The sequence below is a fragment of the Massilia luteola genome, from assembly GCF_034420155.1.
Classification (GTDB): Bacteria; Pseudomonadota; Gammaproteobacteria; order Burkholderiales; family Burkholderiaceae_D; genus Telluria; species Telluria luteola.
In genome coordinates this window covers 408,562-432,720 of record NZ_JAXOFN010000002.1, presented here as the reverse complement: position 1 = coordinate 432,720, position 24,159 = coordinate 408,562, and the positions used below count along the sequence as shown (strand labels likewise).

Genomic DNA, 24,159 nt, shown 5'->3' with positions numbered 1-24,159 from the left:
CTGTATCGTTGCGATGCGCCGCATGCGGCGGCGCTTTCCTGTCATCAACTCTGTGAAGCGGAGGCGATTGTGGACGAGACCGAAGTATTGATCGCGGGCGCCGGACCGACCGGCCTCGTACTGGCCCTGTGGCTCGTGCGCCAGGGCGTGAAGGTGCGGATCGTGGACCGCGCCGAGGGGCCCGGCACCAGTTCGCGCGCGATGGCCGTGCAGGCCCGCACGCTGGAACTGTACCGCCAGCTCGACCTGGCGGACGAGATCGTGGCGGGCGGCCTGCGCAACCCGGCCATCAACATGTGGGTCAAGGGCGAACGGCGCGCGCGCCTGTCGTTCCGCGACGCCGGGCGCGAGCTGACCCCGTATCCGTTCGTGCTGATCTACCCGCAGGACCGCCACGAACGCGTGCTCGCGCGCCGGCTGGAAGAAGCGGGCGTGCACGTGGAGCGCAACACGGAGCTGGTGGGCTTCGAGCAGGATGCGGAAGGCGTGGTCGCCCGCCTGCGCGGCCCCGCGGGCGAGTCGGTCTGCAAGGCGGCCTGGCTGGCCGGCTGCGACGGCGCCCATTCGATCGTGCGGCATCAGCTGGGAACCGGTTTCGAGGGCGGCACCTACGAACACACGTTCTATGTGGCCGACGTCGACGTGACGGGGCCGTCGGCGAACGGCGAAATCCACCTGTCGCTGGAAGACGGCGACTTCGCCGCGCTGTTCGCGTACGACGAACAGGGCAGCGCGCGCCTGATCGGCGCCGTGCGCGACGACGCGGCGAAGCCGGGGCGCGACCTCGAGTTCGACGACGTGCGCCAGCGCGCCATCGCCAGCCTCGGCTTGACGATCGAACGCGTCAACTGGTTTTCCACGTACCGCGTGCACCACCGCGTCACCGGCCATTACCGGTCCGGCCGCGCGCTGCTGCTTGGCGACGCGGCCCACGTGCACAGCCCGGCCGGCGGCCAGGGCATGAACACCGGGATCGGCGATGCCGTCAACCTGGCCTGGAAACTCGCGCACGTGCTGCGGGGCCGCGCGCCGGACAGCCTCGTCGACAGCTACGAAGCCGAGCGCAAGGCGTTTGCCCGCAGGCTGGTCGAGACGACGGACCGGGTGTTTTCCTTCGTGATCGCCGAGGGCGGCTTCGCCGACTTCGTCCGCACCCGCATCGCGCCGCTGTTCGCGTCGGCCGCCTACGGCATCGATCCGATCCGGTCCTTCATGTTCCGCGTGCTGTCGCAGACGGGCATCCATTATCCCGACAGTCCGCTGTCCGCGGGCCACGCCGGCCACGTGCGCGGCGGCGACCGGCTGCCGTGGACGGGCTACGGCGGGCCGGACAACCACGAGCCGCTGTCCGCCATCGCGTGGCAGGTGCATGTGTACGGCACCGTGCATCCGGCACTGGAAACCTGGTGCGCGGGCCGCGGCGTGGCGCTGTACCGCTACGACTGGTGCGACGCCTGCCAGGCGGCCGGCCTCGCGCGCGACGCGGCCTATCTGGTGCGGCCCGATGCCTACGTCGCGCTGGTGGACCGCGCCGCGGACCGCGACACGCTCGAAGCGTATTTCACGACGCGCGGCATCCGCCCGGCGTAGGGTGTGCACCCCTGTGCACACGCGTGACGGGCGCGATACGTCGGCGTGACGCGTGGGCGCGGGGTGTCCACCCTACGCGGTGCGCGATTCCGCGCGCAGCACCCGCGCCGCCGCCACCATATTGCGCAGCGCCGCCTCGGTCTCCGGCCAGGCGCGCGTCTTGAGGCCGCAGTCCGGGTTCACCCACAACCGCCCCGCCGGGATGACGGCGGCCGCCTTGCGCAGCAGGCGCACCATGTCGTCCGTCGTGGGCACGCGCGGCGAGTGGATGTCGTACACGCCCGGGCCGATCTCGTTCGGGTAGGCGAACGCGCCGAAGCCCGTCAGCAATTCCATGTCCGAGCGGCTCGTCTCGATCGTGATGACGTCGGCGTCGAGCGCGGCGATCGCCGGCAGGATGTCGTTGAACTCGGCGTAGCACATATGGGTGTGGATCTGCGTCGTGTCCGCGACGCCGCTCGCGGCGATGCGGAAGGCGCGGCCGGCCCAGTCCAGGTAGGCGGCGCGGCTGGCCGCACGCAGCGGCAGGCCTTCGCGCAGCGCGGGCTCGTCGATCTGCACGATGCCGATGCCGGCTGTCTCCAGGTCGGCCACCTCGGCGCGGATCGCCAGCGCGATCTGGGCGCAGGTGAGGGCACGCGGCTGGTCGTCGCGCACGAACGACCATTGCAGGATGGTGACCGGCCCGGTCAGCATGCCCTTCATCGGCTGTTCCGTGAGGCTTTGCGCGTACGTGGTCCAGCCCACCGTCATCGGCGCGGGACGGCGGACGTCGCCGTACAGGATCGGCGGCTTCACGCAGCGCGAGCCGTACGACTGCACCCAGCCGTTGGCGCTGAACGCGAAGCCGTCCAGCTGTTCGCCGAAGTATTCGACCATGTCGTTGCGCTCGGCCTCGCCGTGCACGAGGACGTCCAGCCCCAGGTCTTCCTGCACGCGTACGGCGTCGGCGATCTCGGCGCGCATCGCGGCGGCGTAGTCGGCGTCGGGCAGCTCGCCGCGGCGCCAGGCGGCGCGCGCCGTGCGGATCGCCGCGGTTTGCGGGAACGAGCCGATCGTCGTCGTCGGGAACGCCGGGAGCGCGTAGCGGGCGCGCTGCACGTCCTGGCGCTGCGCGAACGGCGCGGCGCGGCGGTCGGCGTCGGGCGGCAGCGCCGCCAGCGCGGCGGCGACGTCGGGCCGGGCGACGCGCGCACTGGCCCGGCGCGCGGCCAGCGCGGCGCGGGCCGGCGCCAGATCCTCGGGTTGCCCGGTGCCGTCCAGCGCCCGCTTCAGGATGCGCAGCTCGTCCAGTTTTTCGCGCGCGCCGGCCAGCCAGGTGCGCAGTTCGGCGTCGAGGGCGGCGTCGTGCGCGAGCGTGGACGGCACGTGCAGCAGGGAGCACGACGGCGCGAGCCACAGGTCGCCGGCGCGGCGCTCGATCAGGGGGCGCAAGCGCGCCAGGCAGGCATCGAGGTCGGCGCGCCAGATGTTGCGGCCGTCGACGATGCCGACCGACAGCACCTTGTGGGCCGGCAGCCAGTCCGCCACCGGGCCCAGTTCTTCCGGCGCGCGCACGCCGTCCACGTGCAGGCCGGCGACGGGCAGCTTGCACGCGAGGCTGAGGTTTTCCCGCAGGGGCGAGAAGTACGTGGCCAGCAGCAGCGACGCGCCGGCGCCGTTCAGCAGGTGATAGGCGCGCTCGAACGCGAGCGACCAGTCGCCCGGCAGGTCGAGGCCGAGGACCGGTTCGTCCAGTTGGACCCAGTCGGCGCCGGCCGCCTTCAGGCGCGCCAGCAGGACGCAGTAGTGCGGCAGCAGGGCGTCCAGCAGCGCGAGGCGGTCGGCGCCGTCCTTGGCCTTGCCGAGCCACAGGAAGGACAGGGGGCCGATCAGCGTGACCTTGACGGGATGGCCCAGCGCGCGGGCCTGCGCCACCTGGGCCAGCAGGCGGTCCGGCGCCAGGCCGAAGCGGGTCGCCGCGTCGAATTCGGGCACGAGGTAGTGGTAGTTCGTGTCGAACCACTTGGTCATTTCCAGCGCCGGCTTGCCGTGCGGCTGGGCGCCGTGGGCATGGCCGCAGCCGCAGGCCGAGGGCGCTTCGGTCGCGACGCCGCGGGCCAGCGTGAACAGTTGCTGCAGCGGGGTCTCGGCGCCGGTGAATCCGAAGCGGGCGGGCGCGCAGCCGAACAGCAGCACGTGGTCGGCCACCTGGTCGTAGAAGGCGAAATCGCCCACGCTCACGACGTCGAGGCCGGCCGCGCGCTGTTCGGCCCAGTGGCGCGCGCGCAGGTCGGCGGCGACGGCTTCCAGCGCCGTCTCGTCGATCTCGCCGCGCCAGTGGCGCTCCAGCGCGAATTTCAGTTCACGCTGCGCGCCGATGCGGGGATAACCGAGAATATGAGTTTTGATCATGTTGTTGCCTCATCTGGATGAATAATGCTTGTCATCATCGACGGGCGGCCGGCATAATTCAAACGAATTATTTTTCTGCAAAGATGAATTCCACTCATGCCGACCTCGATCCTCGACCTGCGCCACCTGCGCACCCTGCTGGCCCTCCTCGAATCGGGGAGCGTGTCGCGCGCGGCGGCGCTGCAGAACGTGACGCAGTCCGCGCTGTCGCACCAGTTGAAGGCGCTGGAGGAGTTCTACGGATTGACGCTGTTCGAGCGCAAGTCGGCGCCCGTCGCGTTCACGCCGGCCGGGCGGCGCCTGCTGGAACTGGCGCAGGCCGTGATCCCGGCCGTGGAAAAGGCCGAGCGCGACGTCGCCCGCCTGGGCGGCCATGGCGCCGGCAAGCTGCGCATCGCGGTCGAATGCCATACGTGCTTCGACTGGCTGATGCCGTCGATGGACGCGCTGCGCCTGCGCTGGCCGGAGGTCGAACAGGACATCGTGTCGGGCTTCCAGTCCGATCCCGTCGGCCTGCTGCACCAGGACCGGGCCGACGTCGCCATCGTCTCCGAGGTCGACGCGGACGAGCGCGACGTCGCGGTGCATCCGCTGTTTGAGTTCGACATCGTCGCCATCCTGCCGCTGGGTCATCCGTTGCTGGCGCGCGAACACCTGGACGCGGCGGATTTCGCCGGCGAGACCTTGATCACGTACCCGGTGCCGGACGAGATGCTCGATCTCGTGCGGCAAGTGCTGCGGCCCGCCGGCGTGGAACCGCCGCGCCGGACGACCGAGCTGACCGTCGCGATGCTGCAGTTGGTGGCGAGCGGCCGCGGTTTCGCGGCGCTGCCGCTGTGGGCCGTGCAGACTTACCTGCAGCGCGGCTATGTGGCGCAGCAGCGCATCGGCCAGGACGGGCTGACGGGGCGCCTGTACGCCGTCACGCGCCAGCCGTCGAAGGACGGCGGCCGCGACGACGCGTACCTGGACGATTTCGTGCAGGTGATGCGCGAGACGTCGCTGCGCAACCTGCCGGGCATCCGGCTGCTGTGACCGGGCCTCAGACCGCGTAGGCCGGGGCGGCGCCGTAGCGGTTGGCCTTGCCTTCCTGGGCCAGGAACACGATCAGGACGATCCACCCGATCAGCGGCACGAAACAGATCAGCTGCCACCAGCCGCTGCGGTCCGTATCGTGCAGGCGGCGCGTGGCGACGGCAAGCGACGGCAGGAGCATCGCGAGCGTGAAGATCACCGACGGCACGGTGCCGACCTGGCCAAGGATCGCGCCGGCGATGACGTTGAACAGGAAGAACCACCAGTATTCGGACCGGCGTGCCGTGCCGTCGAAGGTGGCGTATTTCCGGAAGCAGGTCTGGATGGATTCGATGAACGTCATGGGGTCCTCGTGATGGCGGGCCGGGAATGGCCTGTCTGGCATCGTACGCGAAAATCCCGCACGACAAACTCTCGAATATCCACCGCACACGGGGTCATCCGTGCGTCACCGCGATCGCTTATAGTAACGGAGACAACACTTCCGGGAGAACGCATGCGCTACAGCCTCGCTTCGGCGGCCGGCAAGGGCAGGATCAACGAGGACGTGGTCGTCGTGTTCGAGCGCGACGGGGTCACGGACCTGGTGCTGATGGACGGCGCGACGCCGCTCACCCCGGAGCGCTGCGTGGCGGCCGGCGCCAGCGATCCGGCCTGGTTCGTGCGCCGCTTCGCCCACGACCTGGGCCGCGTGCTGCGCGCCGATGCGAGCCAGGAAACCCTCGTGCTGGAAGCACTGGAAGGCACCCGCGCCGCGTACCGTGCCGCCGGCGGCAGCGCCGACGTGCCGCCGTACGCCTGGCCCATCGCGACCCTCGCGTGGGTGCGCGTGCGCGACCCGGATGCGGCCGGCGCCCATGCGCTGGAACTGTTCTGCCTGGGCGACAGCAAGGTCCTGCTGCAGGCGCCGGACGGCACCGTGCGCGACCTCGACCCGTTCGAGAATCCGCAGGAACAGGCGACGCAGGCGGCCGTCGCGGCGCTCGTCGCGGAGGGCATCCTCGATCCGGCCGCGCGCTGGACACGGCTGCTGCCCATGCTGCGCGCGCGCCGCCACGAACAGAATACGGATTTGCGGCCGTCCGTGCTGTGCCTGGAGCCGCGCGGCCCGTTCGCGGCGCGCACGGCGCGCGCGACGGCGCCGCCGGGCGCGCTGCTGCTGGTCGCCAGCGACGGCTTGTACCGTCTCGTCGACACCTACGGCCTGCACGGGGACGCCAGCCTGCTCGATGCCTGCCGCGCGCGCGGACTGGATGCGCTGCTCGACGAGCTGCGCGCGTTCGAAGCCGGCAAGGAGGCCGCCGGTCTCGCGGCCAAGACGGCGGATGACGCGTCCGCCATCGCCTGGCGTTTCGCCTGAACCACGACAAGGAGAACCGCATGACCCAGCAGACGATCGCCCCGTCGGCCCTGGCGCTCATCGAGCGCTACGTGGCCGCCTACAACGCCTTCGATGTCGACGGCATGCTCGAGACCCTGACTTCGGACGTGCGCTTCGAAAACTGGTCCGGCGGGCAGCTGACGGCGGCCAGCGACGGCCGCGACGCCTTCCGCGTGCTGGCGGAACAGGCACGGACGCTGTTCGCCGAACGCGAACAGCGCGTCACGGCGCTGGCGCCGCGCGGCGACACGCTCGTCGCGGCCGTCGCCTGGCGCGGGCAATTGGCCGTCGACCTGCCCGGCGGACCGCCGGCCGGCACCCGGGTGGCGCTGCGCGGCGAATCCGAATTCGTCGTGCGCGACGGCCAGCTGGCCCTCGTCGTCGACCGCAGCTGAGCGTTGTGACAATCCGGGAGAATTGGGGACGTGCCGCCGGGTTACGATGCACGTTTTTACCCGGAGGAATGTTCGATGATGTCGAGATACTGGAAAACCGCTTGCCGTGCCGCGCTGTCCGCCGGTGTGCTGGCCGCGCTGCTGGGCGGCTGCGTGATCGCCACGGAAAGCCATCCGCGCGCGGCGGCCGCGGCGGATGCCCGCGGCGGCGCGAGTGTGTGCGAAAAGTCCGCCGACGGACGCCAGGTCGCGTGCGGCGGCCGCGCCACGAGCTGCGACCAGTCGGCCGACGGCCGCCGCGTCGCCTGCGGCGGCATGGCCAACTACTGCCTCAAATCGGCGTCCGGCAACGACGTGGCCTGCGGCGGGCAGGCGAGCTATTGCGACAAGTCGGCGGACGGCAGCGCCGTCGCGTGCGGCGGCCAGGCGACGGTTTGCGAGCATGCCGCCAACGGCGCCGCCGTTGCGTGCGGCGGGGGCCGCTGACCCGTACGGACGTGGGAAAAAACAGACGATTTTGCGGAATTCGCGTTTGTGTGAACTTACCTCATGGATTTGTATAGCGCGGAGGTGTAATCTGATCTTTTACCCACGCGCAATTTAGGTTGCGTGGGTAGCATCGGATACGACCAGAAACCATTCGTGTCGCGGGTTTCTCCGGCTCCATATTATGATTGGTTAATTCATATCGCATGAGAGGACTTCCATGAGCAAAGATGCAGGATTCCGCGTTTCGCGTCTGGCGGAACAAAAACAGCGCGCCCGCCGCGTGCGCATCGGCGTGATGCTCGTGCTGTGCGCCTTGCCCGTCGCCATGGCGTTCGCCAAGGGCGTCACGACTCTGGCACATGTATCCGTGCTTTGACGTGCTTGAGGTTGGCCACGATCGTGAACGTCATGATGACCAGTAGCGACCACGAACTCCATTTGCTGACGTGCACCGCCGACCAGGCGCCCAGCTGGTTCGGATAGCGCCACAATCCCCAGAACGTGCCGAGGTTCTCCGCCAGCCAGATGAAGAACCCGGTCAGCACGAACCCCAGCAACAACGGCATGCGGCGCTCGCGGTCCAGCGGGCGGAAGCTGACCGTCGTGCGCGCGTACAGCCCGAGCGCGACGGCCGCCAGGTACCAGCGCGCATCCCCGAGCACGTGGTGCGTGAAAAAATTCACGTAGATCAGCACCGCCACCAGCGCGGCCATCCAGTACGGCGGATGATGGCGCACGCGCAGGTCGAGCAGGCGCCACGCCTGGATGATGTAGCTGCCCACGGCCGCGTACATGAAGCCGGAAAACAGCGGCACGCCCATGACCTTGGTGTACGCGAAGTCGGGATAACTCCATGAATGCACGCCGCCGGACGTCTTGAACGCCTCCAGCGCGAAGCCGAGCGCGTGGAACAGGCAGATCGCCTTGAGTTCGTCGCGGGTCTCCAGGCCGCTCGTGAGCATCCACGCCTGGATCGCCAGCGCCGCCACGAGCAGCACGTCGTAGCGCGGCACGCCGCACAGGCCCGCGCGCGGCACCAGCAGCACGCTCGCGAAAAACAGCCCGGCGAACAGGCACGCGCGCGCTTCCTTGATCCCGAACACCAGGAACTCGACGGCGCCGCGGCGCCAGCCCTCGATGCGGCGCGAGCGTCCGTCGGTCAGCAGTGCGTCGAGTGCGGTGAGCGACATGGGATCCTCGTCAGTAGCAGTCGGCGCCGTCCACGGTCACGCAGATCGACGCGCTGCGCTTGCGCTCGATGAAGTCCGGACTCGTGACGCCGGCATTCGTGGGGGTGCACGCGCCGCCGATGTTGCAGGCCGTGGCGTCGAGCTGGAAGATGTGCTTTTCCAGCGGGGCGCCGGCCGGCGTCTGGCCCTCGAAATAGGTCTGCATGTCGCACCCCAGGGTGACCCGGTAGCCGGTTTCGGCGATGAAGTCCGGCGGCGCGGCGGTGACTGCCGTACAGGCGGCGCCCGGTGCTTTCAGTTGGTAGAACGCCCATTCCAGTCCGGCGCGGGCCGCCTGGTTCGCGCGCGCGCCCAGGAGCGCCTGGTTGACGGTGACCTGCGCCGACTCGGACAGGCGCAGCGCCGCGAGCGCGAAACCGGCCAGGACGACGAGGAACACGATGGCCGCGATGTAGGCGAAGCCGCCGGCGCGCCGGGCCGTCATGGCGCGTTCTCCACGTGGGCGCCCATCGTCAGGCGCGCGGCTTCGCCGCCGTCCGCGAGACCCAGGCGCAGCTGCAGGTAGCCGCTCTGCTGCGTGGCGCCTTCGCTTTCGTGATACAGGATATTGCAGTCGCTGACCTTGGTGACGAGGATCGCAGGCCCCGTCGGGCAGCTCTTCCACGGCGTGGTGCTGGGCGTGTAGCCGGTGACGCGGTAGATCGTGCCGGTGCCCGTGCCGTTGGCGTCGGTGCCGGGGTTCGTGCACGTGTAGGTCACGGCCGGTTCGCCGTGCGGCACGACGACGAAACGGCCGCCGTCGTAGCCGGCCGGAACGGTCATTGCCGCCTTGAGCGTGATCGTATGCCTGGCCAGCATCCGCGTGCCGGCCATCGTCTGGCCGGCGACCGAGTCGACGATGCCGACCTTCGTGGCGTCGTAGGCGTCGTCGCGGTTGACGTTGCCCACCACGATCAGGTCGCCCTGCGCAACGGACGGGCCGAGGGACGTCAGCACGTCGAACTTGTTCGTGGCGGTGTCGGACACCATCGCGTTGCCGGCGCCCGCCGGGAACTTGCCGGGATCGCTGTAATCCGCCGCCGTCCTGAACCGCCCACCGTCCTCGGTCGGCACGAATTCGATGCACTGGGCCTGCTGCGACGCCCACGTGTAGCGCAGCGAATTCGGCACGGCCGCATGCACTTCCGCGACGATGCGCCGCAGCGCCGCGTCGGCCTGGCTCGTGAGGTTGGCGCGCTGGCGGATGGCGAGATACGACTGCATCGCCGGCCGGATCTGCAGGACCATGACGCCGGCGATGACGCCGACGACGACCATCACGACGATCAGTTCGACGAGGGTGAAGCCGCGCTGGCGGGTCATGATGGGTTGGTCCTCCAGCCGGTCAGCACGATGGGTTGCGGCAGGTTCGGGTCGGCCGCGGGAGCGGTCACGGTCACGATGACGCGCAGCGCGTCCTTGCTCGGGATGTTGCCCAGCGCGGCTTGCTTGACGCTGACGAGGACCGTGTAGCGCTCCAGGCCGGGGATGACGTTGCCTTCGACGTCGCGGATTCCCGTGAGGCCCTGGCCGTAGCCGTCGTAGTTGCTCACCTGGTCGTAATTGACCCGGCCCGACGCCGCCGTCACCGTGGACCCTTCCGGTGGCGCGAATGGTTTCATCAGGATCTCTTCCATCATGTTGTCGGCAATCGCCTGCATCTGCTGGACGATCACGGGGTCGACGCTGGAGCGTGTCGTGGCCGTGTACACCGCGACCATGCCCGCCAGCGCCACGCCCACGATGACGAGGGCGACGATCAGTTCGATCAGCGTGACGCCGGCGCGGCGCGTGAATCTATTCGACATAGCCGGTCGTTCCTTCCACGTGGATGGTGCGGAAAGTGGTGGGTGCGCCGTTCAGGTTACCCGTGACGGCGATGGTGCCGGCGGCGACGGCCGTCGCGCCCGCGGCGTCGGTCGTGATGCGGCCGTCCGGCTGGAAGAACAGGGTCGCCGTCGTGACGGTCAGGACGCTGTCGGTCGTCGCGAAGTCGCCGTCGTCCAGGCCGGTCAGCGCGACGCCGGCGCTGCCGCACGCGTTCAGGCGCACGATCACGGCCTTGGGCCCGACGCTCGCGCACACGGCGCGGCGGTGCCCGGTCGCGATCTTTTGCGCGCGCCGCAGCCCGCTGACGACCTGGTCGCCGAACACGGCGGCCTCCATGTTCTTGTCGCCGAGCAGGCGCGGGATGCCGATGGCGGCCAGCACGCCGATGAGGATCATCACGACGACCAGTTCGACCATCGTGAAGCCGGATGCGCGCGCGCGGCCGTTCACCGGAACACCTCGCGCATGTGGATGATGCGCTTGGTCTCGGGCGCATAGACGCCGAAGGTGGCCAGGGCGGACGGGTCCACCGCGCCCGCCGCGGTGCAGGATGGGTCGGCGCTGCGCAGGAAGGGCAGGGCCGCGCCCGTGCTGGCCGTCATCGTCTGTTTGCCGACGTAGCACGACGAGTTGGCGCTCGTCGTCCCCAGGTTCAGCGCGAACGGGACGCTGCCGCGTTTGGCCCCCGCGGACGGCGTCAGCGTGAGCGTGGCGGTGCCGTTCGCGAATCCCGTGAGCCCGGTCGCGATCGTGCCCATGCCGGTACCCACCGACACGGCGCCGGGGGAAATGATCGTCGTCGAGTCTTCGGCGTTCAGCACCCAGGTCTGGCCCGTGTAGTATTCGAGCGAGACGGGAATCTTGAGCAGCATGGCGGTACCGCCGAAGCGGTTCGGCATGCGCACGCGGCCGCTGCGGATCAGCAGCGTGGGCTCGACGCCGGTCGTCACCGTGTCCGGAATGGCCGCCGAACTGGCCGGGTAGGGCAGCGACGAGACTTCGGTCGCGCGCACGCGCAGGCGCGTCTGCGCGGTCTTCGGGTCGGCGAACGTAAAGCTGCCGGTCCACGTGGCCGTGCCGGCCGGCGCATTGTTGGCGCCGAAGTCGTCGGCGCGGACCTGCACCGTGCCGGTCAGGTCGGTCGCCGGATAACCGGTCGAGCGGCTGAATTTGCCGGCGGCGCCCGTGAGCGCGCCGCCCGTGGGGTCGATCGCGGTGAAGGCGAGGTCGTGCGCGATGGTGCCGGCGTAGTTCTGGGTGATGCCGTTCTGCAGGTTGCGTGCCGTGACCGTCAGCTTGATGGCGGGTTCGCCCGAATAATACTGTGGCGTCTTACCGCCCGCGACGGTCGCGCTGCGCTTCCAGGCCGGGTCGACGTCGAACGTGAAGTAGGCGGGGGTGAACGTGCCGGCCGCACCCGTGCAGCCGGTTGTCGCCACATTGGTCGTCGAGGTGCCCGGCGCCATGCCGCTGCCGAGATAATTGCCGCCGTCGAGGCTCGCCACGAGATCGATGTTGCCCACCTCGCTCCACTGCGTCTGGAAGGTCACCACGCCGTTCTTGAGCGTCGGCGTGGTGGCGAGCAGGCCGTTGTTATTGTTCGGCCGGCAGGCGGCGGCGGACAGTTTGACCGTCTGGGCCGGCGCCTCCTTGCCGAAATTGCCGGTCGTGCCGCCGCCGTCGTTCTGGGCCGTGACCGTCGTGGCGAATGGCTGGCCCGCCACATAGGGCGCACCCGGTAGCGCGATCTTGAACTTCGCGGGGACGAACGTCGCCGTGACGCTGGCCTTGCCGGGACTGCCGCTGCCGTTGTCGGTCGCCTCCACCGTCACCGCGCCGGCGTCCGCGTACTGCATGGGCAGCGTGGTTTTGCCGTTGGCATCGAAGGACAGCGGCAGCGTCAGTCCGGTGTTGTCGCAGGTGGGGACGGTGCCGTCGTTGAGCGCCTTGCCGTTCAGGCGCACGGGCACCGTGCCGCCCGTGGGGTTGGCGTAGTAGCACTTGAAATTGACGTTGCGCGTCGTGTTGTTAAACAGCGGTACGCAGGCGTTCGACCTGGCGTCGTAGCGCACGGCCGCGAGGGTGAGCGTCGGCGTCGTGTGCGGCGCCGTCGCCTCGGCATAGAACGCCGCGCCGTTCGTCGTCATCGTGTACGCCGAACTGGCCACCGTGACCTTGCAATCGGCGCCCGGCGCGGCGTCGCCGTTGCGGATGCATGCGGTCGGCGCGCCGGTCACCCCGAGCGTGTTGGTGCCGGCCTGCGTCCACGTCACGGCCGCCGAGGCGACGCCGGACGCGGGAATCGACACCGCCTGGCCGGTCGGCGCGAGGGTGACGTTGGCGCCGCCGCCGTACGTCGCGGAGCAGGCGGCGTTGGCGCATGCGGTGATCGTCACGGTCGACGGCGCGCACACGCTGCCCGTCGGTTCGTAGGCGATCAGATAGTGGTCCAGCGCCACCGCGTTGCCCTGGCAGTGCGGGCCGTTCGCGGTGTTCACGGGGTAGCCGCTGCTGTTCGTGACGCAGTCGCACCTGCCGTTGGCGGTGCCGCCCCGGCAGTAGACGGTCTGCGTGACCCGGCCGTGCCAGTTGAATACGCCGCTGTCGATCGTCGCGTTGCCGTTGATGATGGCCTCGGACGAATCGAGCGTGAGCGTGCCGGCGTCGACGTCGCCCGTCACGACAACCGAAGAGCCCAGCTGCAGCGACGTCGTGGCCGTGATGTTGCCGGTGACCGTGGAACTCGACGCGGACAGGCTGACGATGGGCGCCGTCACGTCGCCCTTGACGGTGCTGCCCGATGCGAGCGTGAACGACCGCGTGGCGACGACGTCGCCCTTCAGCGTGACGGGCGAGTTGGTGGTGATCGTCGCACCGCTGATGGCGCCGTTGATCGTGGCGTGGGAGGCCACGTTGACGTTGCCGGTCGCCGTGACGCTGCCTGTGAGGTTGAGCGTGGAACCCGTGCCGAGGTTCGCCGTCACCGCCTGGATGTCGGCCGTCAGCGTCTGATTCTGGGCACCCACGCTGAACGTGTCGCCCGCGATGAGCTTGCCGCCCGTGATGTTCAGGTCGTTGGGTGCGATACCGCCGATGTTCAGGTCGCCCGTGCTGGACAGTACCGCGCTGCCGCTCATCTTGAGGCTGTGGTTGTAGCCGAAATTGACGTCCGACGTGATCTTCACCGTATAGCCGCTGGCGATCACCATGTCGTCGTCCCAGCCGGTCAGCGGCAGGCTGGCGCACGTATAGATCGCACCGGCCAGGGGGCAGCCCGCGACGGTGCCGCCGTTGAACGTGTACGTGGTCCCGGCGGACGCGGGGCCGCCTGCCGCGAACAGCATCAGGGCGAGCAGCAACGGATAGAGGCGGCGCAGGAGCATGGCTGCCCGATTATATCTTGGTGGAACGGACATTTCGCTAAATCAAGAGTGCGCGCGCGTCCTGCGCCACACGCCGGTGTTTGACGCGCACCGGCATGGTTCAGCATAATTGGTAAGTTTATCGAATCAACACGCGCATCGACTGCCACCGCCCGGCGTATTGACGCGATCATCCACCACTTCGACATGCATCCGACAGCCCTCCGCCTCGCCCTCGCCGCCGCGTTTCTCGTCCCCGCCGCGGGATTCGCACAAATTGCACCGCAGGGCGACGCCGGGGCCGCGGACCCCGGCAAGGACAAGAAGGACAAGACCATCCAGCGCGTGGAAGTGAAGGGCGCCGCCGCCGACTACGACCCGCGCCGCGACGACACGGCCAGCAAGACGGTGCTCTCCGCCGAAGAGATCCGCAAATACGGCGACGACAATATCTTCGACGTGCTGAAACGCGCGCCGGGCGTCACGGTCACCGGCAAGACGATCCGCATGCGCGGCCTGGGCGCCGGCTATACGCAGATCCTCGTGAACGGCGACCGCCCGCCGCCCGGCTTTTCGCTGGACGCGCTGACGCCGGACCAGATCGAGCGCATCGAAGTGATCCGCGCGGCCAGCGCCGAATATTCGATGCAGGCGATCGCCGGCACCATCAACATCGTGCTGCGCAAGGTGGTCAGCAAGCCGCAGCGCGACCTGCGCCTGAACGCGACGCGGTCGACACTGCAGCGCAGCGGCACCGTAGGCGGGACGTGGGGCGAGAAGGTGGGCAGCCTGTCGTATTTCGTGAACGGCACGGCGTTCGGCGGCCACAACGACTTTTATTCGCGCGGATCGGACCGCCTGACGCAGCAGGACGGCCAGCTCGCGCAGGCGCGCGTGTCGAATTACCGCGGCGGCGGCGCCTACCGCGGCATCGTGTTGTTCCCGCGTGTGAACTGGAAGATCGACGACGCGAACGAGCTGAATCTGTCGGCCGGCCTGCAGGCCAGCAGCCACGCGTGGTCGGGCATGTCGCACAACGACGTCCTCGTGGGTGCGTTCGGCGACCCGGACTGGATCGACATGCCCGGCCGCACGTCGGGCGATCAATGGATGATGCGCGGCGAGCTCGGCTGGATCGCGAAGGTCGGCGGCGGCAAGCTCGAACTGACCCTGGCGGGCGAGCGCAGCCGCGACGACAACGACAACGTCACCGACTATTTTTCCGCCGGCCGGATCCACCACCTGGCGCGCGACTGGGACACCGTGGCCCGTCCGCGCCGCACGTCGTTGCGCGGCAAGTTCACCCGCTCGTTGTTCGACGGCCACGCGCTGGCCGCCGGCGTCGACGCGAGCCGCCAGCGCAACGACGATACGCGCGACCGCCGCGACCAGCAGGACGACGCGCCCGAAACGCACGTCGTCGAAGGCTACCAGCCGGAAGTCACGCGCCTGGCCGCCTTCGCGCAGGACGAGTGGAACGTCACGAAGCAGTGGTCCATATACCTGGGCGGCCGCTGGGAAGGCGTGCGCACGGACAGCGCGGCGACCGGCGTGGCGGCGACGGCGTCGCGCAGCCACGTGCTGGGCCCCGTCGCCCAGACGTTGTACAAATTCCCCGACAAGAGCGGGCGCCAGCTGCGCCTCGCGCTCACGCGCACGTACAAGGCGCCGACCGTCGACCAGCTGACGGCGCGCCGCTACCTGGCGCCGCTGAACACCCGCTTCAGTCCCGATTCCAGCGGCAATCCGGCCTTGCGGCCCGAGCTGGCCAACGGCATCGACGTCGCCTTCGAGCAGTACTGGCCCGAGGGCGCGATGGTGTCCGTGAGCGGCACGCAGCGTCTCGTCAGCGACTATATCCGCACGCGCCTGGACCTCGATCCGGACGGCCGCTGGATCTACCGTCCGCTGAACGACGGCGGCGCGCGCGTGCATGCGCTGGAGGCGGAGGTCAAGCTGCCGCTGCGCATGGTGAGTCCGGCGGCGGCCGGCTTCGACATGCGCGCCGCCGTGACCCGCAACTGGTCGGAGGTCGACGTCGTGCCCGGCCCCGGCAACCGCCTCGATGCGCAGACGCCGATGTCGGCGAACGTCGGCCTCGACTACCGGCGCGACCGGCTCACCTTCGGCGCCAGCATGGCGTACCAGCAGGGCGGCTGGGTGCGCGTGTCGGAAGCGCAGAGCCGCCGCCAGCAGACGCGGCGCGACGTCGACGCATACGCCGCCTGGAAGCTGGACCCGCATGTGCAGCTGCGGCTGACGCTCAACAACCTCCTCGGCATGGACAACACGTCCGAAAGTTCGTACGAGGATGCCAGCGGATTGTCGCGCCAGGCCGGCTGGCAGCGGGGCGCCACGCGTGTCGGCCTGAACGTCGAAATGAAGATGTGATGCGGAAAGAGATGTTCCAGCCGTTACGGTTTGGCACAAATTTGAAACGTACAGATGTCTTGCGGCGTTTAGCATTGCCGCATGAACTTTACTTTTTCGTCATCGGAGCACGGGACCTGTGTCGTCAAGCTGTGGGCGACGGGCCGTTACGGGTTTTCCCTGCCGAAGAAAGTCGACATCACCACGGCAGCCGGGGTGTCGTGTACATATCTCTACTTCAATAAGAAGATGAGCCTGAAGGCGGAGCCGGGCAACCGGATGATCGTCCGCATCGCCATCGGCGCCTTTCTCGCGGGCGCGGGACGCACGGGCGTCCCGGTCGAGATCGACCCCGAGATGCCCCCCTTTGCCGGCACCCTGACCCCGGTGCGCCTCGACGCCCCGCGCGCACCGATGCGGGTGCGGCCGGGAAAGTCGCATGCCCGCACGCCGTCGGATGCCGCGTGCGGGTCGACCTGACGTAGCCGCCCGGGCTTACAATCCATGGACGGCCTGTCACAAGACGGGCTACCCGTCCGTCTAATGGATATGGATACCTCGACCGCACCTGCCGCCGCCGTCGCCGCCCCGGCGACCGCCACCTTCGTCCGCCTGCGCCCGCGCCTGTTCGGGATCGCCTACCGCATGCTCGGCATCCGCGCCGACGCCGAGGACATCGTCCAGGAAGCCTGGCTGCGCTGGCAGAACGGCGGCGTCGTCGACGCGCACACGCCGGAAGCCTGGCTCGTCACCGTCGTCACGCGGCTGTCGATCGACCGCCTGCGCGGCGCGATCACGGAGCGCGAACACTACGTCGGGCCGTGGCTGCCCGAGCCGCTGCTGGAACAGACCGTCGAGTCGCCCGAAAGCGCGCTGGAAGCGGCCGGCGACCTGTCGACGGCCTTCATGCTGATGCTCGAACGGCTGGCGCCGGAGGAGCGCGCCGTGTTCCTGCTGCACCAGGTGTTCGACTTCGATTATGGCGAAGTCGCGGCGATGGTCGGCAAGACGGAAGCGGCCTGCCGCAAGGTGCTGCAGCGGGCGCGCGAGCGCGTGCGCGCGGAGCGGCCCCGGTTCGCCATCAACCGCGAGCTGCATCTCGAATTGCTGGGCCGCTTCGTGCAGGCGTCGCGCTCGGCCGATCCGGCCCTGGTCCAGGCGCTCCTGGCGCCGGACGCCACGTACACGGGCGACGGCGGCGGCAAGGCCAAGACGGCGGTCAAGCAGGTGTTCGGCGCGGACCGGGTCGGCCGCCTCGTCGCCGGCATCGAGCGCAAATGGTCGGACATCGACACCCGGCACGACATCGTCACGGTCAACGGCATGCCGGGCGTGTTGACCTGGCGCAATGGTGTGCCCGATGCGGTCACGTCGATCCAGATCGAGGACGGGCGTATCGCCGCGATCTATGTGGTCCGCAATCCGGACAAGCTCGGCAGCCTGGCCGGTCGCCGGGCTTGATTTTGTTGCTACACAACGTATTTTCCTGATAACACGCAAAATCGGGGCCGCAGCGCCAAAAAAACCGGTGTTTGTACTTATGCATGGCGCAAACGAAGGCATACTGGAGGTTGGCGCTACGCATTCCGCTTCAACCATCTTGAAGGCGTGTAACACATGGCAGGGGACATCTCGTTATACAAGAATCATGTGTTGTTCTTGTCACACCGCTTTTTCATCAAGGACAATTGTGACGAACTGCGCCTGCACGCCCATAAATACGACTTCGACATCTGCTTTTTCCACGAACTCAGCGATTTCGTGGCGGCCGTCGAGCGCGACGCCGGCGACAGCCTGTACCTGATCGACCTCGATGCGCTGTACAACATGCAGTCCGACATGCTGGCGGCACGCAAGACCCTGCTGCTGGGCGAGTTGTTGCAGCGCCTGCCGGGCGACCGCCGCTATGTGTACCTGCAGAGCGAGCGCCAGGGCGGCCGGTTCGCGTTGCAGCAGCGCCTCGTCGACAGCAACTGCCTCGCGTATGCGGAAAAACCGATCGCCAACGACGTCCTCGTCGACAAGCTGTTCAACCTGTTCGTGCAGCAGAAGCGCGTCGACGTCGTGCGCGTGACCCTGCTGGGCGCGCCGCCGGGCTGGGACGAGGCCGCGTTGCGTGCGCAGCGCCTCGACGTCGTCTGCCACGCCGATCCGCAGACGCTGCACCTGCGCGTGAAGGACCTGCGGCCCGACATCGTCCTCATCACCGACGTGGAATACGAACGGACGGAAGCCGTCGTGCGCGTGCTCAAGCGCAATATCGAAGCGGACCCGGTGCGCGAGATCACGCTGCTGCAACGCCGGGCCGATCCGGTCCAGGCCAGGCGCGCGCTCGACAGCGGATTCGACGCGCTGCTGGCGATGGACGATCCCGACCTGCTGGCGCGCCAGCTGCTCAACCGCGCCGACAAGATCCGCATCAGCCGCGACCTGATCGGCAAGGACCGCGCGACCGGCCTGCTGAACAAGATCGGCCTGCAGCAGAAGACCCAGTCCCTCATCTGCCGTGCCCTGCTGGAAGGCAAGCCGCTGTGCCTGGGCGTCATCGACATCGACAAGTTCAAGACCATCAACGATACCTGGGGCCATTATTTCGGCGACATCGTCATCAAGCGCCTGTCGCTGACGCTGGCGGCGCGCATGGACGAGGCCGATTTGCTGAGCCGGTTCGGCGGCGAGGAATTCGTCGTCGTCTTCTGGGATTGCACGCTGGAGCAGGGCTGGCGCCGGCTGGATGCGATGCGCCAGGCGTTCGGCGCCGCCGCGTTCGAGGTCAAGCCGGGCGACGTGCGCCACTTCTCGTTCAGCGGCGGCCTGGCCGCGTTTCCGGCGCACCGCAGCGAGAACGAACTGTTCCTGCGGGCCGATGCCATGCTGTACGAGGCGAAGGAAGGCGGGCGCAACCAGATCCGGCCGGTGCCGCGGCCGGTCGCGCAAACCGGCTGATGCCTTGCCGCCTCGGCAACGTCCGGGCGGCGCCGTAATCATTTGTGACATAAAATCGCCGGCGACGCGTCGCAGGCGCAACACTTGTGCCCGGAAGCCTGCGGAATTTCTCTACGGGAAGTATCATACGCACTCCGAAATCCAACGAAGCAGGAGTCAAGACCTTATGGCAGGCCAAGAAGTCACATTCGACGACGTTGCGCGCGCAGCCGAAAGTTTGCAGGAAGATGGCGAGGCGATCACCATCGAAGCGGTGCAGGACTTCCTCGGCGAAGGGTCGCCGAACGCCATCTTCAAGCACCTGGCTGCGTGGCGTGCGGCCAACGTCAAGCCGCCCGCGCCGCCCAAGGCCGAACTGCCGCCGGAACTGCTGGCCGGCCTCGCGGACTGGGCGCTGAAGTTCGCCGAACAGAGCGGTGCCGGCGACCGCGAAGCGTTGGCGCGCAACGAGGCCGATATCGAGGCCCTGCGCCGGGCCGGCGAGTCGCTCGAAGACGAACGCGATGCGCTGCGCGAGGACATGGCCAGCGCCACGGCGGCGTCGGAAGAAGCCATCGCCGAGCGTGACGAAACCATCGAACGCCTGAATGCGGAACTCAAGAATGCGCGCCAGGTCGCGATGGATGCCCTGGTCAGCAAGGCGAAGGACCAGCTGGCGATCGACGGCAAGGAACAGCAGTTGACCCAGCTGCGCCAGGAACTGGAGCGCAAGGTGGCCGACATGGCCGCGGAATCGGATGCGCGCCTGCGCGCCGAGATGGAGCTGGTCGGCGCCACCACGGCGCGCGACAGCCTGTCCGCCGAACTGGACGACCTGCGCGCGAAGCTCGACAAGTCGACGGCGGAGCGCAGCAAGCTGCGGGCCGAACTGACCGAGTTGAAGGGCAAGAAATAACGTACGGCGGGCGCGCCGTCGCCCGTCACGGGGCGACGGACGGCGCGCGTTTCAGGCAGCGAAGCGTGAACGTCGAGCGCGTGCGCGTCACCCCCGGCAGCTTATAGAGTTTCTGGCGCAGGAAGCGCTCATAGCCTTCCGTTCCCGACACGGCCACCTTGATCAGGTAGTCGTATTCCCCCGACAGCAGATACGCCTCCATCACTTCCGGCAGGTCGGCCAGCGCGTCCTGGAATGCCGTGAAGATCTCGTCGTCGTGGCGGTCGACCGTCACCTCGACGATCACCGTGTCCGGCATGCCCAGCGCGCGCTGGTCCAGCATCGCGACATAGCCCGTGATGTAGCCCGCGTCCTCCAGCGTCTTGACGCGGTGCCAGCATGGCGTCGGCGTCAGATGCACCGTCTCGGCCAGCTTCTGGTTGCTGATGCGCCCGTCGCGGCTGAGCGTGCGCAGGATCTGGCGGTCGGTCTCGTCCAGCTGGCCGTCTTTCATTGCAGTGCTTCCTTCGTGGTTTCTGTATAGACATGGAGAATTCATCGCCATTTTAGCGGATTGCCAGCCGATCCTTCTGAAAATGGCGGTGTTATCGCTATCGAATAGAAGCACATTCTGCGCGTGCTCCCTTACCATTGCTGCTCGCTTACCAGCTTTTTGCGGCGCAGCATTCCCGACCCGGGCGTGGCTGCGCCAGCCGCTTTTCGTTCAGGAGTCCACGTGTCGAATGCAGTGTCACGGGCGGGCGCCGGCTACCGGGGAGATCCCTTCGCAGCCGAACTGCCGCTCATGTTGATCACCCCCGCGCTGTTCGCGGCCAACCTCGTCGTCGCCCGCTGGGCCCAGGGCGCGGGCATCCCGCCCGTCTTCCTCGCTTTCGGGCGCTGGATGCTGGCCTTCGTGATCCTGATGCCCTCGTGCGGTCCGCGCCTGTGGGCGCTGCGGCACACGTTGCGCGCGAACTGGCGGCGCATCCTGCTGCTGGCCGGCTTGGGCATGGGCCTCGCGACCGCCCCGCAATACGTGGGCGCACGCCACACGAGCGCCGCGAACGTCGGCATCATCTTTGCCGCCTGCCCCGCGCTCGTGACGATGATCGAGACGCTCGTGTGGAAGGCGCCGCTGTCGCGCCGCCAGGCCGGCGGCCTGTTCCTCGCGATCCTCGGCGTGCTGGTCGTGCTGGCGAAGGGCGACGTGACGGCGCTGGGCCAGCTGGCATTCGGCCGCGGCGACCTGTGGGTCGTGCTGGCCGCCTGCGGCTGGTCGTGCTACACCGTCTTCAACAAGCGGCTGCCGCTGCCGCCGCTGCCCGCCGCCGTGAAGCTGGCCGCGCTGATCGGCGGCGGCGCGCTCGTGCTGGCGCCGTTCGCCGCATTCGAGGCGGCGACCGGCACCGTGGCCGATTTCGGCGACGGCCGCCTGTACGCCGCGCTGGTCTTCCTCGCCGTCGTGCCGAGCCTGGGCGCCTACTTCTTCTTCGACCGCCTCGTCGCCACCGCCGGGCCGGCGCGCGCCAGCCTGACCGTGTACCTGATCCCGCTGTTCGCCACCCTGGCGGCGTGGCCGTTGTTGAAGGAGCCGCCGCACCTGTATCACGCGGCCGGATTCGCGGTCATCCTGGCCGGCGTCGTCGTCGCCAGCGTGCGACGTCGATAACGCATGCGACGGCATCAATACGGGGTTTGGGTGTAGGGTCGCGCCGACAGTGCCTTACCCCACGCCTTGTCTGGCGTGGCCTGCATGCGGAACACGAGTTCCCCGCCCGCCATGATGTCCGCGTGCCGCAGCACGCTGCGCGCGAGCGGCCTGCCGTTCAGGGTCACGCTGCCGACATACGGATTCGCGTCCGCCAGCCCTTCGGTCCGCACCGTGAAGCGCTTGCCGTTCGGCAGATTCAGCACCGCGCGTTCGACGAACGGCCGCCCGATCACGTACTCGTTGCTGGCCGGCGCCACCGGATAAAAGCCCAGCGCCGTGAACGCGAGCCAGGCCGACATCTGGCCCAGGTCGTCGTTCCCCGCGAGGCCGTCCGGTGTATCGTGGTACTGGCTGGCGACGATCTGCGCGAGGCGCGCCTGCGTCTTCCACGGCGCGCCCGCATAGTTGTACAGATAGGCCACGTGGTGCGACGGCTCGTTGCCGTGGGCATAGTGGCCGATCAGGCCGGAGATGTCTTCCATGTGCGCGTACACGGCGGGATCGATCTTCGCGTCGAACACCTGGTCGATCCTGGACACCAGGCCCGCGTCCCCGCCGAGCATCTTCACGAGGCCCGCGTTATCGTGCGGCATATACCAGGAATACTGCCACGCGCTGCCCTCGGTGTAGTCGCTGCCGAAATTCGAGCGCACCGGATCGAACGGCGTGCGGAACCGGCCGTCCGATTTTTTCGCGCGTACGAAGCCGGTCACCGGATCGAACACGTTGCGCCAGTTCTGCGCGCGCTTGTAGTAGCGGTCGGCGACGTCGCGGCGGCCCATCTTTTCCGCCATGCGCGCGATGGTCCAGTCGTCGAACGCATATTCGACCGTCTTCGACGCCGCTTCCGGTTCCAGGTCGATCGGCACGTACCCCAGCTTCATGTAGTAGCGCAGGCCGCCGTATGGGCCGTACTCGGCGCTGGACGTCATCGCGCGCAGCGCTTCGTCGGCGTCGAATCCCGTCAAGCCCTTCATGTACGCGTCGGCGATCACGGCCACCGCGTGGTAGCCGATCATGCACCACGTCTCCTGGCCGGCGAACTGCCACACGGGCAGGATGCCGTACGGGCTGGCCTTCTGCGATTCGATCAGCGAGCGCACGAAGTCCACGTTGCGCCGCGCCGGCTGGATCAGCGTCAGCAGCGGATGCAGTGCGCGATAGGTGTCCCACAAGGAGAACGTGGAGTGGAAGCGGAAGCCCTGCGCTTCGTGCACCTGGTTGTCGGGACCGCGGTACTTGCCGTCGGTGTCCATGAACAGGCTCGGGGCCAGCATGGCGTGATACAGGCTGGTGTACACCATGCGTTTCATGGCGGGCGGCGCGTCGACGTCGACGGCGGCCAGTGCCTGTTCCCACGCGTCGTGCGCGCGCCGGCGCTCGGCATCGAAGTCCCAGCCGGGCATTTCGGCGAGATTCGCCAGCGCCCCGTCCTCGCTCACGCCGGACACGGCCACCTTCACGAGCACCGTGGCGTCGCCGGGCTGCCCGAAGCCGAACGTGCCCTCCAGCGCCTTGCCCTCCACGAGGACCTTGTCGGCCGGCGTTCTGCCCGGCCCCGCGAAGCCCTTGTATTCGACGCCTTCCTCGCGGTTCAGCAACTGGTGGCTGACGATGGGCCGCGAGAACCGGATGGCGAAGTACAGCTGCCGGCCCGGCGCCCAGCCGCGCGTCTCGCGCATGCCGGTGACGGTGTCGTTGCCGCGCAGGCGCAGGCGCGACCACAGGTTCTTGCCGGACCAGTCGTAGATGCTGGCGCGCAGGTCGAGGATCACGTGCGCGTCCGCGCCCCGCTTGAAGCGGTAGCGGTGCAGGCCCACGCGCTCGCTGGCCGTCAGTTCCACGTCGACGTCGTTGTCGAGCAACCTCACGGCGTAATAGCCCGGTTCCGCATGTTCGTCCTGGTGCGCGAAGCGCGAGCGGTAGCCGCTGAACGGGCGCTCGGGATAGCCCGGCTCCAGCTTGACGTCGCCGCTGGTCGGCATCAGGAGGACGTCGCCCAGGTCCGAGTGGCCCGCGCCGGAGAAGTGCGTGTGCGAGAAGCCGAGGATGGAATCGTCCTCGTAGCGGTAGCCGGCCGCCCACGGATAGCTCTGGCGGAAGTGGCGCACCTGCGTGTCCGGGCTCAGTTGCACCATGCCGAACGGCCGCGTCGCGCCCGGGAACGTGTGGCCGTCGCCGCCGGTGCCGATGAAGACGTCGACATTGTCCGTGCGGCTGGCCGCGTGGGCGAAGGCGCCGGCGCACAGCGCGGCGATGGCAAGGGGCAGGGTGGCCTTGCCGCTGAAGCGGGAACCCATAGTGTCTCCAGTGCGTGTCGGGGGATGGCCCCGTGCGGGCGAGCGCGCGCCGGATCGTCGGCAGTGCGCGGTCAAACCAGAAACATAGCGCGAAACTTTCACAACCGGCAACAGGAATGCGCGCGGTCGCGGGCCGGCGGGCGCTTGTGAAACTGACAAATCCTTGTAAAAGTTTGGTAAGTTTTCCGCCGCCCTCGGCGAGTCCGGCGACGTTTTTGCGCAAAAAGGCCCCGATTTTTCGCATTTTTCC

At 68.5% G+C, this 24,159-nt stretch carries 22 protein-coding genes; 12 read left to right on the top strand and 10 right to left on the bottom strand.

What is annotated here, in order from left to right; genetic code table 11:
- Positions 1 to 69: 69 nt before the first annotated feature.
- Positions 70 to 1,590, top strand: a complete 1,521-nt coding sequence (locus U9J41_RS04940; protein ID WP_322400579.1) for an FAD-dependent monooxygenase — start codon at positions 70 to 72, stop codon at positions 1,588 to 1,590.
- Between the two features lie 72 nt (positions 1,591 to 1,662).
- Here the strand turns inward: U9J41_RS04940 and metE are convergent, their stop codons facing one another.
- Complete coding sequence (metE, locus tag U9J41_RS04935; protein ID WP_322400578.1) at positions 1,663 to 3,984, bottom strand: 5-methyltetrahydropteroyltriglutamate--homocysteine S-methyltransferase; 2,322 nt, start codon at positions 3,982 to 3,984, stop codon at positions 1,663 to 1,665.
- Positions 3,985 to 4,080: 96 nt separating this feature from the next.
- Here metE and U9J41_RS04930 point away from each other — a divergent pair, with 96 nt between their 5' ends.
- Positions 4,081 to 5,019 carry a LysR family transcriptional regulator gene (locus U9J41_RS04930; protein ID WP_322400577.1) on the top strand — a complete coding sequence of 313 codons (939 nt, stop codon included), beginning with the start codon at positions 4,081 to 4,083 and terminating at the stop codon, positions 5,017 to 5,019.
- Positions 5,020 to 5,026: 7 nt separating this feature from the next.
- Here the strand turns inward: U9J41_RS04930 and U9J41_RS04925 are convergent, their stop codons facing one another.
- Positions 5,027 to 5,362, bottom strand: a complete 336-nt coding sequence (locus U9J41_RS04925; protein ID WP_056444344.1) for a DUF805 domain-containing protein — start codon at positions 5,360 to 5,362, stop codon at positions 5,027 to 5,029.
- 153 nt (positions 5,363 to 5,515) lie between these two features.
- On the opposite strand from U9J41_RS04925, the gene U9J41_RS04920 reads away from it, so the two are divergent.
- The 4 genes from U9J41_RS04920 to U9J41_RS04905 all read left to right on the top strand — a co-directional run bounded on the left by U9J41_RS04920 (position 5,516) and on the right by U9J41_RS04905 (position 7,660).
- Entirely contained in the window at positions 5,516 to 6,379 is an 864-nt protein-coding gene (locus U9J41_RS04920) for a protein phosphatase 2C domain-containing protein (protein WP_322400576.1), read from the top strand.
- 20 nt (positions 6,380 to 6,399) lie between these two features.
- Positions 6,400 to 6,795 carry a nuclear transport factor 2 family protein gene (locus U9J41_RS04915; protein WP_322400575.1) on the top strand — a complete coding sequence of 132 codons (396 nt, stop codon included), beginning with the start codon at positions 6,400 to 6,402 and terminating at the stop codon, positions 6,793 to 6,795.
- Between the two features lie 75 nt (positions 6,796 to 6,870).
- Positions 6,871 to 7,281 (top strand): hypothetical protein, encoded by a 411-nt coding sequence (locus U9J41_RS04910; RefSeq protein ID WP_322400574.1) that lies wholly within the window; start codon positions 6,871 to 6,873, stop codon positions 7,279 to 7,281.
- A gap of 220 nt (positions 7,282 to 7,501) precedes the next feature.
- A complete protein-coding gene (locus U9J41_RS04905; RefSeq protein ID WP_322400573.1) occupies positions 7,502 to 7,660 on the top strand; it encodes a hypothetical protein in 159 nt (52 codons plus the stop codon).
- Here U9J41_RS04905 and U9J41_RS04900 read toward each other — a convergent pair.
- Genes U9J41_RS04900 through U9J41_RS04875 form a run of 6 tightly spaced genes read right to left on the bottom strand, consistent with a single transcriptional unit; the run spans position 7,629 to position 13,726 of the window.
- Positions 7,629 to 8,474 (bottom strand): DUF817 domain-containing protein, encoded by an 846-nt coding sequence (locus tag U9J41_RS04900; protein WP_322400572.1) that lies wholly within the window; start codon positions 8,472 to 8,474, stop codon positions 7,629 to 7,631. The genes U9J41_RS04905 and U9J41_RS04900 overlap by 32 nt on opposite strands.
- A 10-nt stretch (positions 8,475 to 8,484) precedes the next feature.
- The gene (locus U9J41_RS04895) at positions 8,485 to 8,958 is read right to left on the bottom strand and encodes an MSHA biogenesis protein MshP (RefSeq protein WP_322400571.1); all 474 of its coding nucleotides are present in this window, start codon (positions 8,956 to 8,958) and stop codon (positions 8,485 to 8,487) included.
- Positions 8,955 to 9,836, bottom strand: a complete 882-nt coding sequence (locus U9J41_RS04890) for a prepilin-type N-terminal cleavage/methylation domain-containing protein (RefSeq protein ID WP_322400570.1) — start codon at positions 9,834 to 9,836, stop codon at positions 8,955 to 8,957. Before U9J41_RS04890 ends, U9J41_RS04895 begins: the two co-directional genes overlap by 4 nt.
- Positions 9,833 to 10,321, bottom strand: a complete 489-nt coding sequence (locus U9J41_RS04885; RefSeq protein WP_322400569.1) for a type IV pilus modification PilV family protein — start codon at positions 10,319 to 10,321, stop codon at positions 9,833 to 9,835. The genes U9J41_RS04890 and U9J41_RS04885 overlap by 4 nt, the downstream gene beginning before the upstream one ends.
- The gene (locus tag U9J41_RS04880; RefSeq protein WP_322400568.1) at positions 10,311 to 10,793 is read right to left on the bottom strand and encodes a pilus assembly FimT family protein; all 483 of its coding nucleotides are present in this window, start codon (positions 10,791 to 10,793) and stop codon (positions 10,311 to 10,313) included. Before U9J41_RS04880 ends, U9J41_RS04885 begins: the two co-directional genes overlap by 11 nt.
- Complete coding sequence (locus U9J41_RS04875; protein WP_322400567.1) at positions 10,790 to 13,726, bottom strand: DUF6701 domain-containing protein; 2,937 nt, start codon at positions 13,724 to 13,726, stop codon at positions 10,790 to 10,792. The genes U9J41_RS04880 and U9J41_RS04875 overlap by 4 nt, the downstream gene beginning before the upstream one ends.
- A gap of 186 nt (positions 13,727 to 13,912) precedes the next feature.
- Between U9J41_RS04875 and U9J41_RS04870 the strand changes: the two genes are divergently transcribed.
- The 5 genes from U9J41_RS04870 (at position 13,913) to U9J41_RS04850 (ending at position 19,916) form a co-directional block, all read left to right on the top strand.
- Positions 13,913 to 16,096: a TonB-dependent receptor plug domain-containing protein gene (locus tag U9J41_RS04870; protein ID WP_322400566.1), complete on the top strand. Its 2,184-nt coding sequence runs from the start codon at positions 13,913 to 13,915 to the stop codon at positions 16,094 to 16,096.
- A gap of 81 nt (positions 16,097 to 16,177) precedes the next feature.
- Positions 16,178 to 16,555: a hypothetical protein gene (locus tag U9J41_RS04865; protein ID WP_322400565.1), complete on the top strand. Its 378-nt coding sequence runs from the start codon at positions 16,178 to 16,180 to the stop codon at positions 16,553 to 16,555.
- A gap of 69 nt (positions 16,556 to 16,624) precedes the next feature.
- Entirely contained in the window at positions 16,625 to 17,536 is a 912-nt protein-coding gene (sigJ, locus tag U9J41_RS04860; RefSeq protein WP_322400564.1) for an RNA polymerase sigma factor SigJ, read from the top strand.
- 189 nt (positions 17,537 to 17,725) lie between these two features.
- Positions 17,726 to 19,021, top strand: a complete 1,296-nt coding sequence (locus U9J41_RS04855; RefSeq protein WP_322400563.1) for a GGDEF domain-containing protein — start codon at positions 17,726 to 17,728, stop codon at positions 19,019 to 19,021.
- Positions 19,022 to 19,187: 166 nt separating this feature from the next.
- On the top strand, positions 19,188 to 19,916 hold the full coding sequence (locus U9J41_RS04850; protein ID WP_322400562.1) for a DNA-binding protein: 729 nt from the start codon (positions 19,188 to 19,190) through the stop codon (positions 19,914 to 19,916).
- Positions 19,917 to 19,941: 25 nt separating this feature from the next.
- On the opposite strand, the gene U9J41_RS04845 is transcribed toward U9J41_RS04850, so the two are convergent.
- Positions 19,942 to 20,409, bottom strand: a complete 468-nt coding sequence (locus U9J41_RS04845) for an Lrp/AsnC family transcriptional regulator (RefSeq protein ID WP_322400561.1) — start codon at positions 20,407 to 20,409, stop codon at positions 19,942 to 19,944.
- 291 nt (positions 20,410 to 20,700) lie between these two features.
- Between U9J41_RS04845 and U9J41_RS04840 the strand changes: the two genes are divergently transcribed.
- Positions 20,701 to 21,567, top strand: coding sequence for a DMT family transporter (locus tag U9J41_RS04840; RefSeq protein ID WP_322400560.1), 867 nt, complete (start codon positions 20,701 to 20,703; stop codon positions 21,565 to 21,567).
- 14 nt (positions 21,568 to 21,581) lie between these two features.
- Here the strand turns inward: U9J41_RS04840 and U9J41_RS04835 are convergent, their stop codons facing one another.
- Complete coding sequence (locus U9J41_RS04835; protein ID WP_322400559.1) at positions 21,582 to 23,909, bottom strand: GH92 family glycosyl hydrolase; 2,328 nt, start codon at positions 23,907 to 23,909, stop codon at positions 21,582 to 21,584.
- Positions 23,910 to 24,159 lie beyond the last annotated feature (250 nt).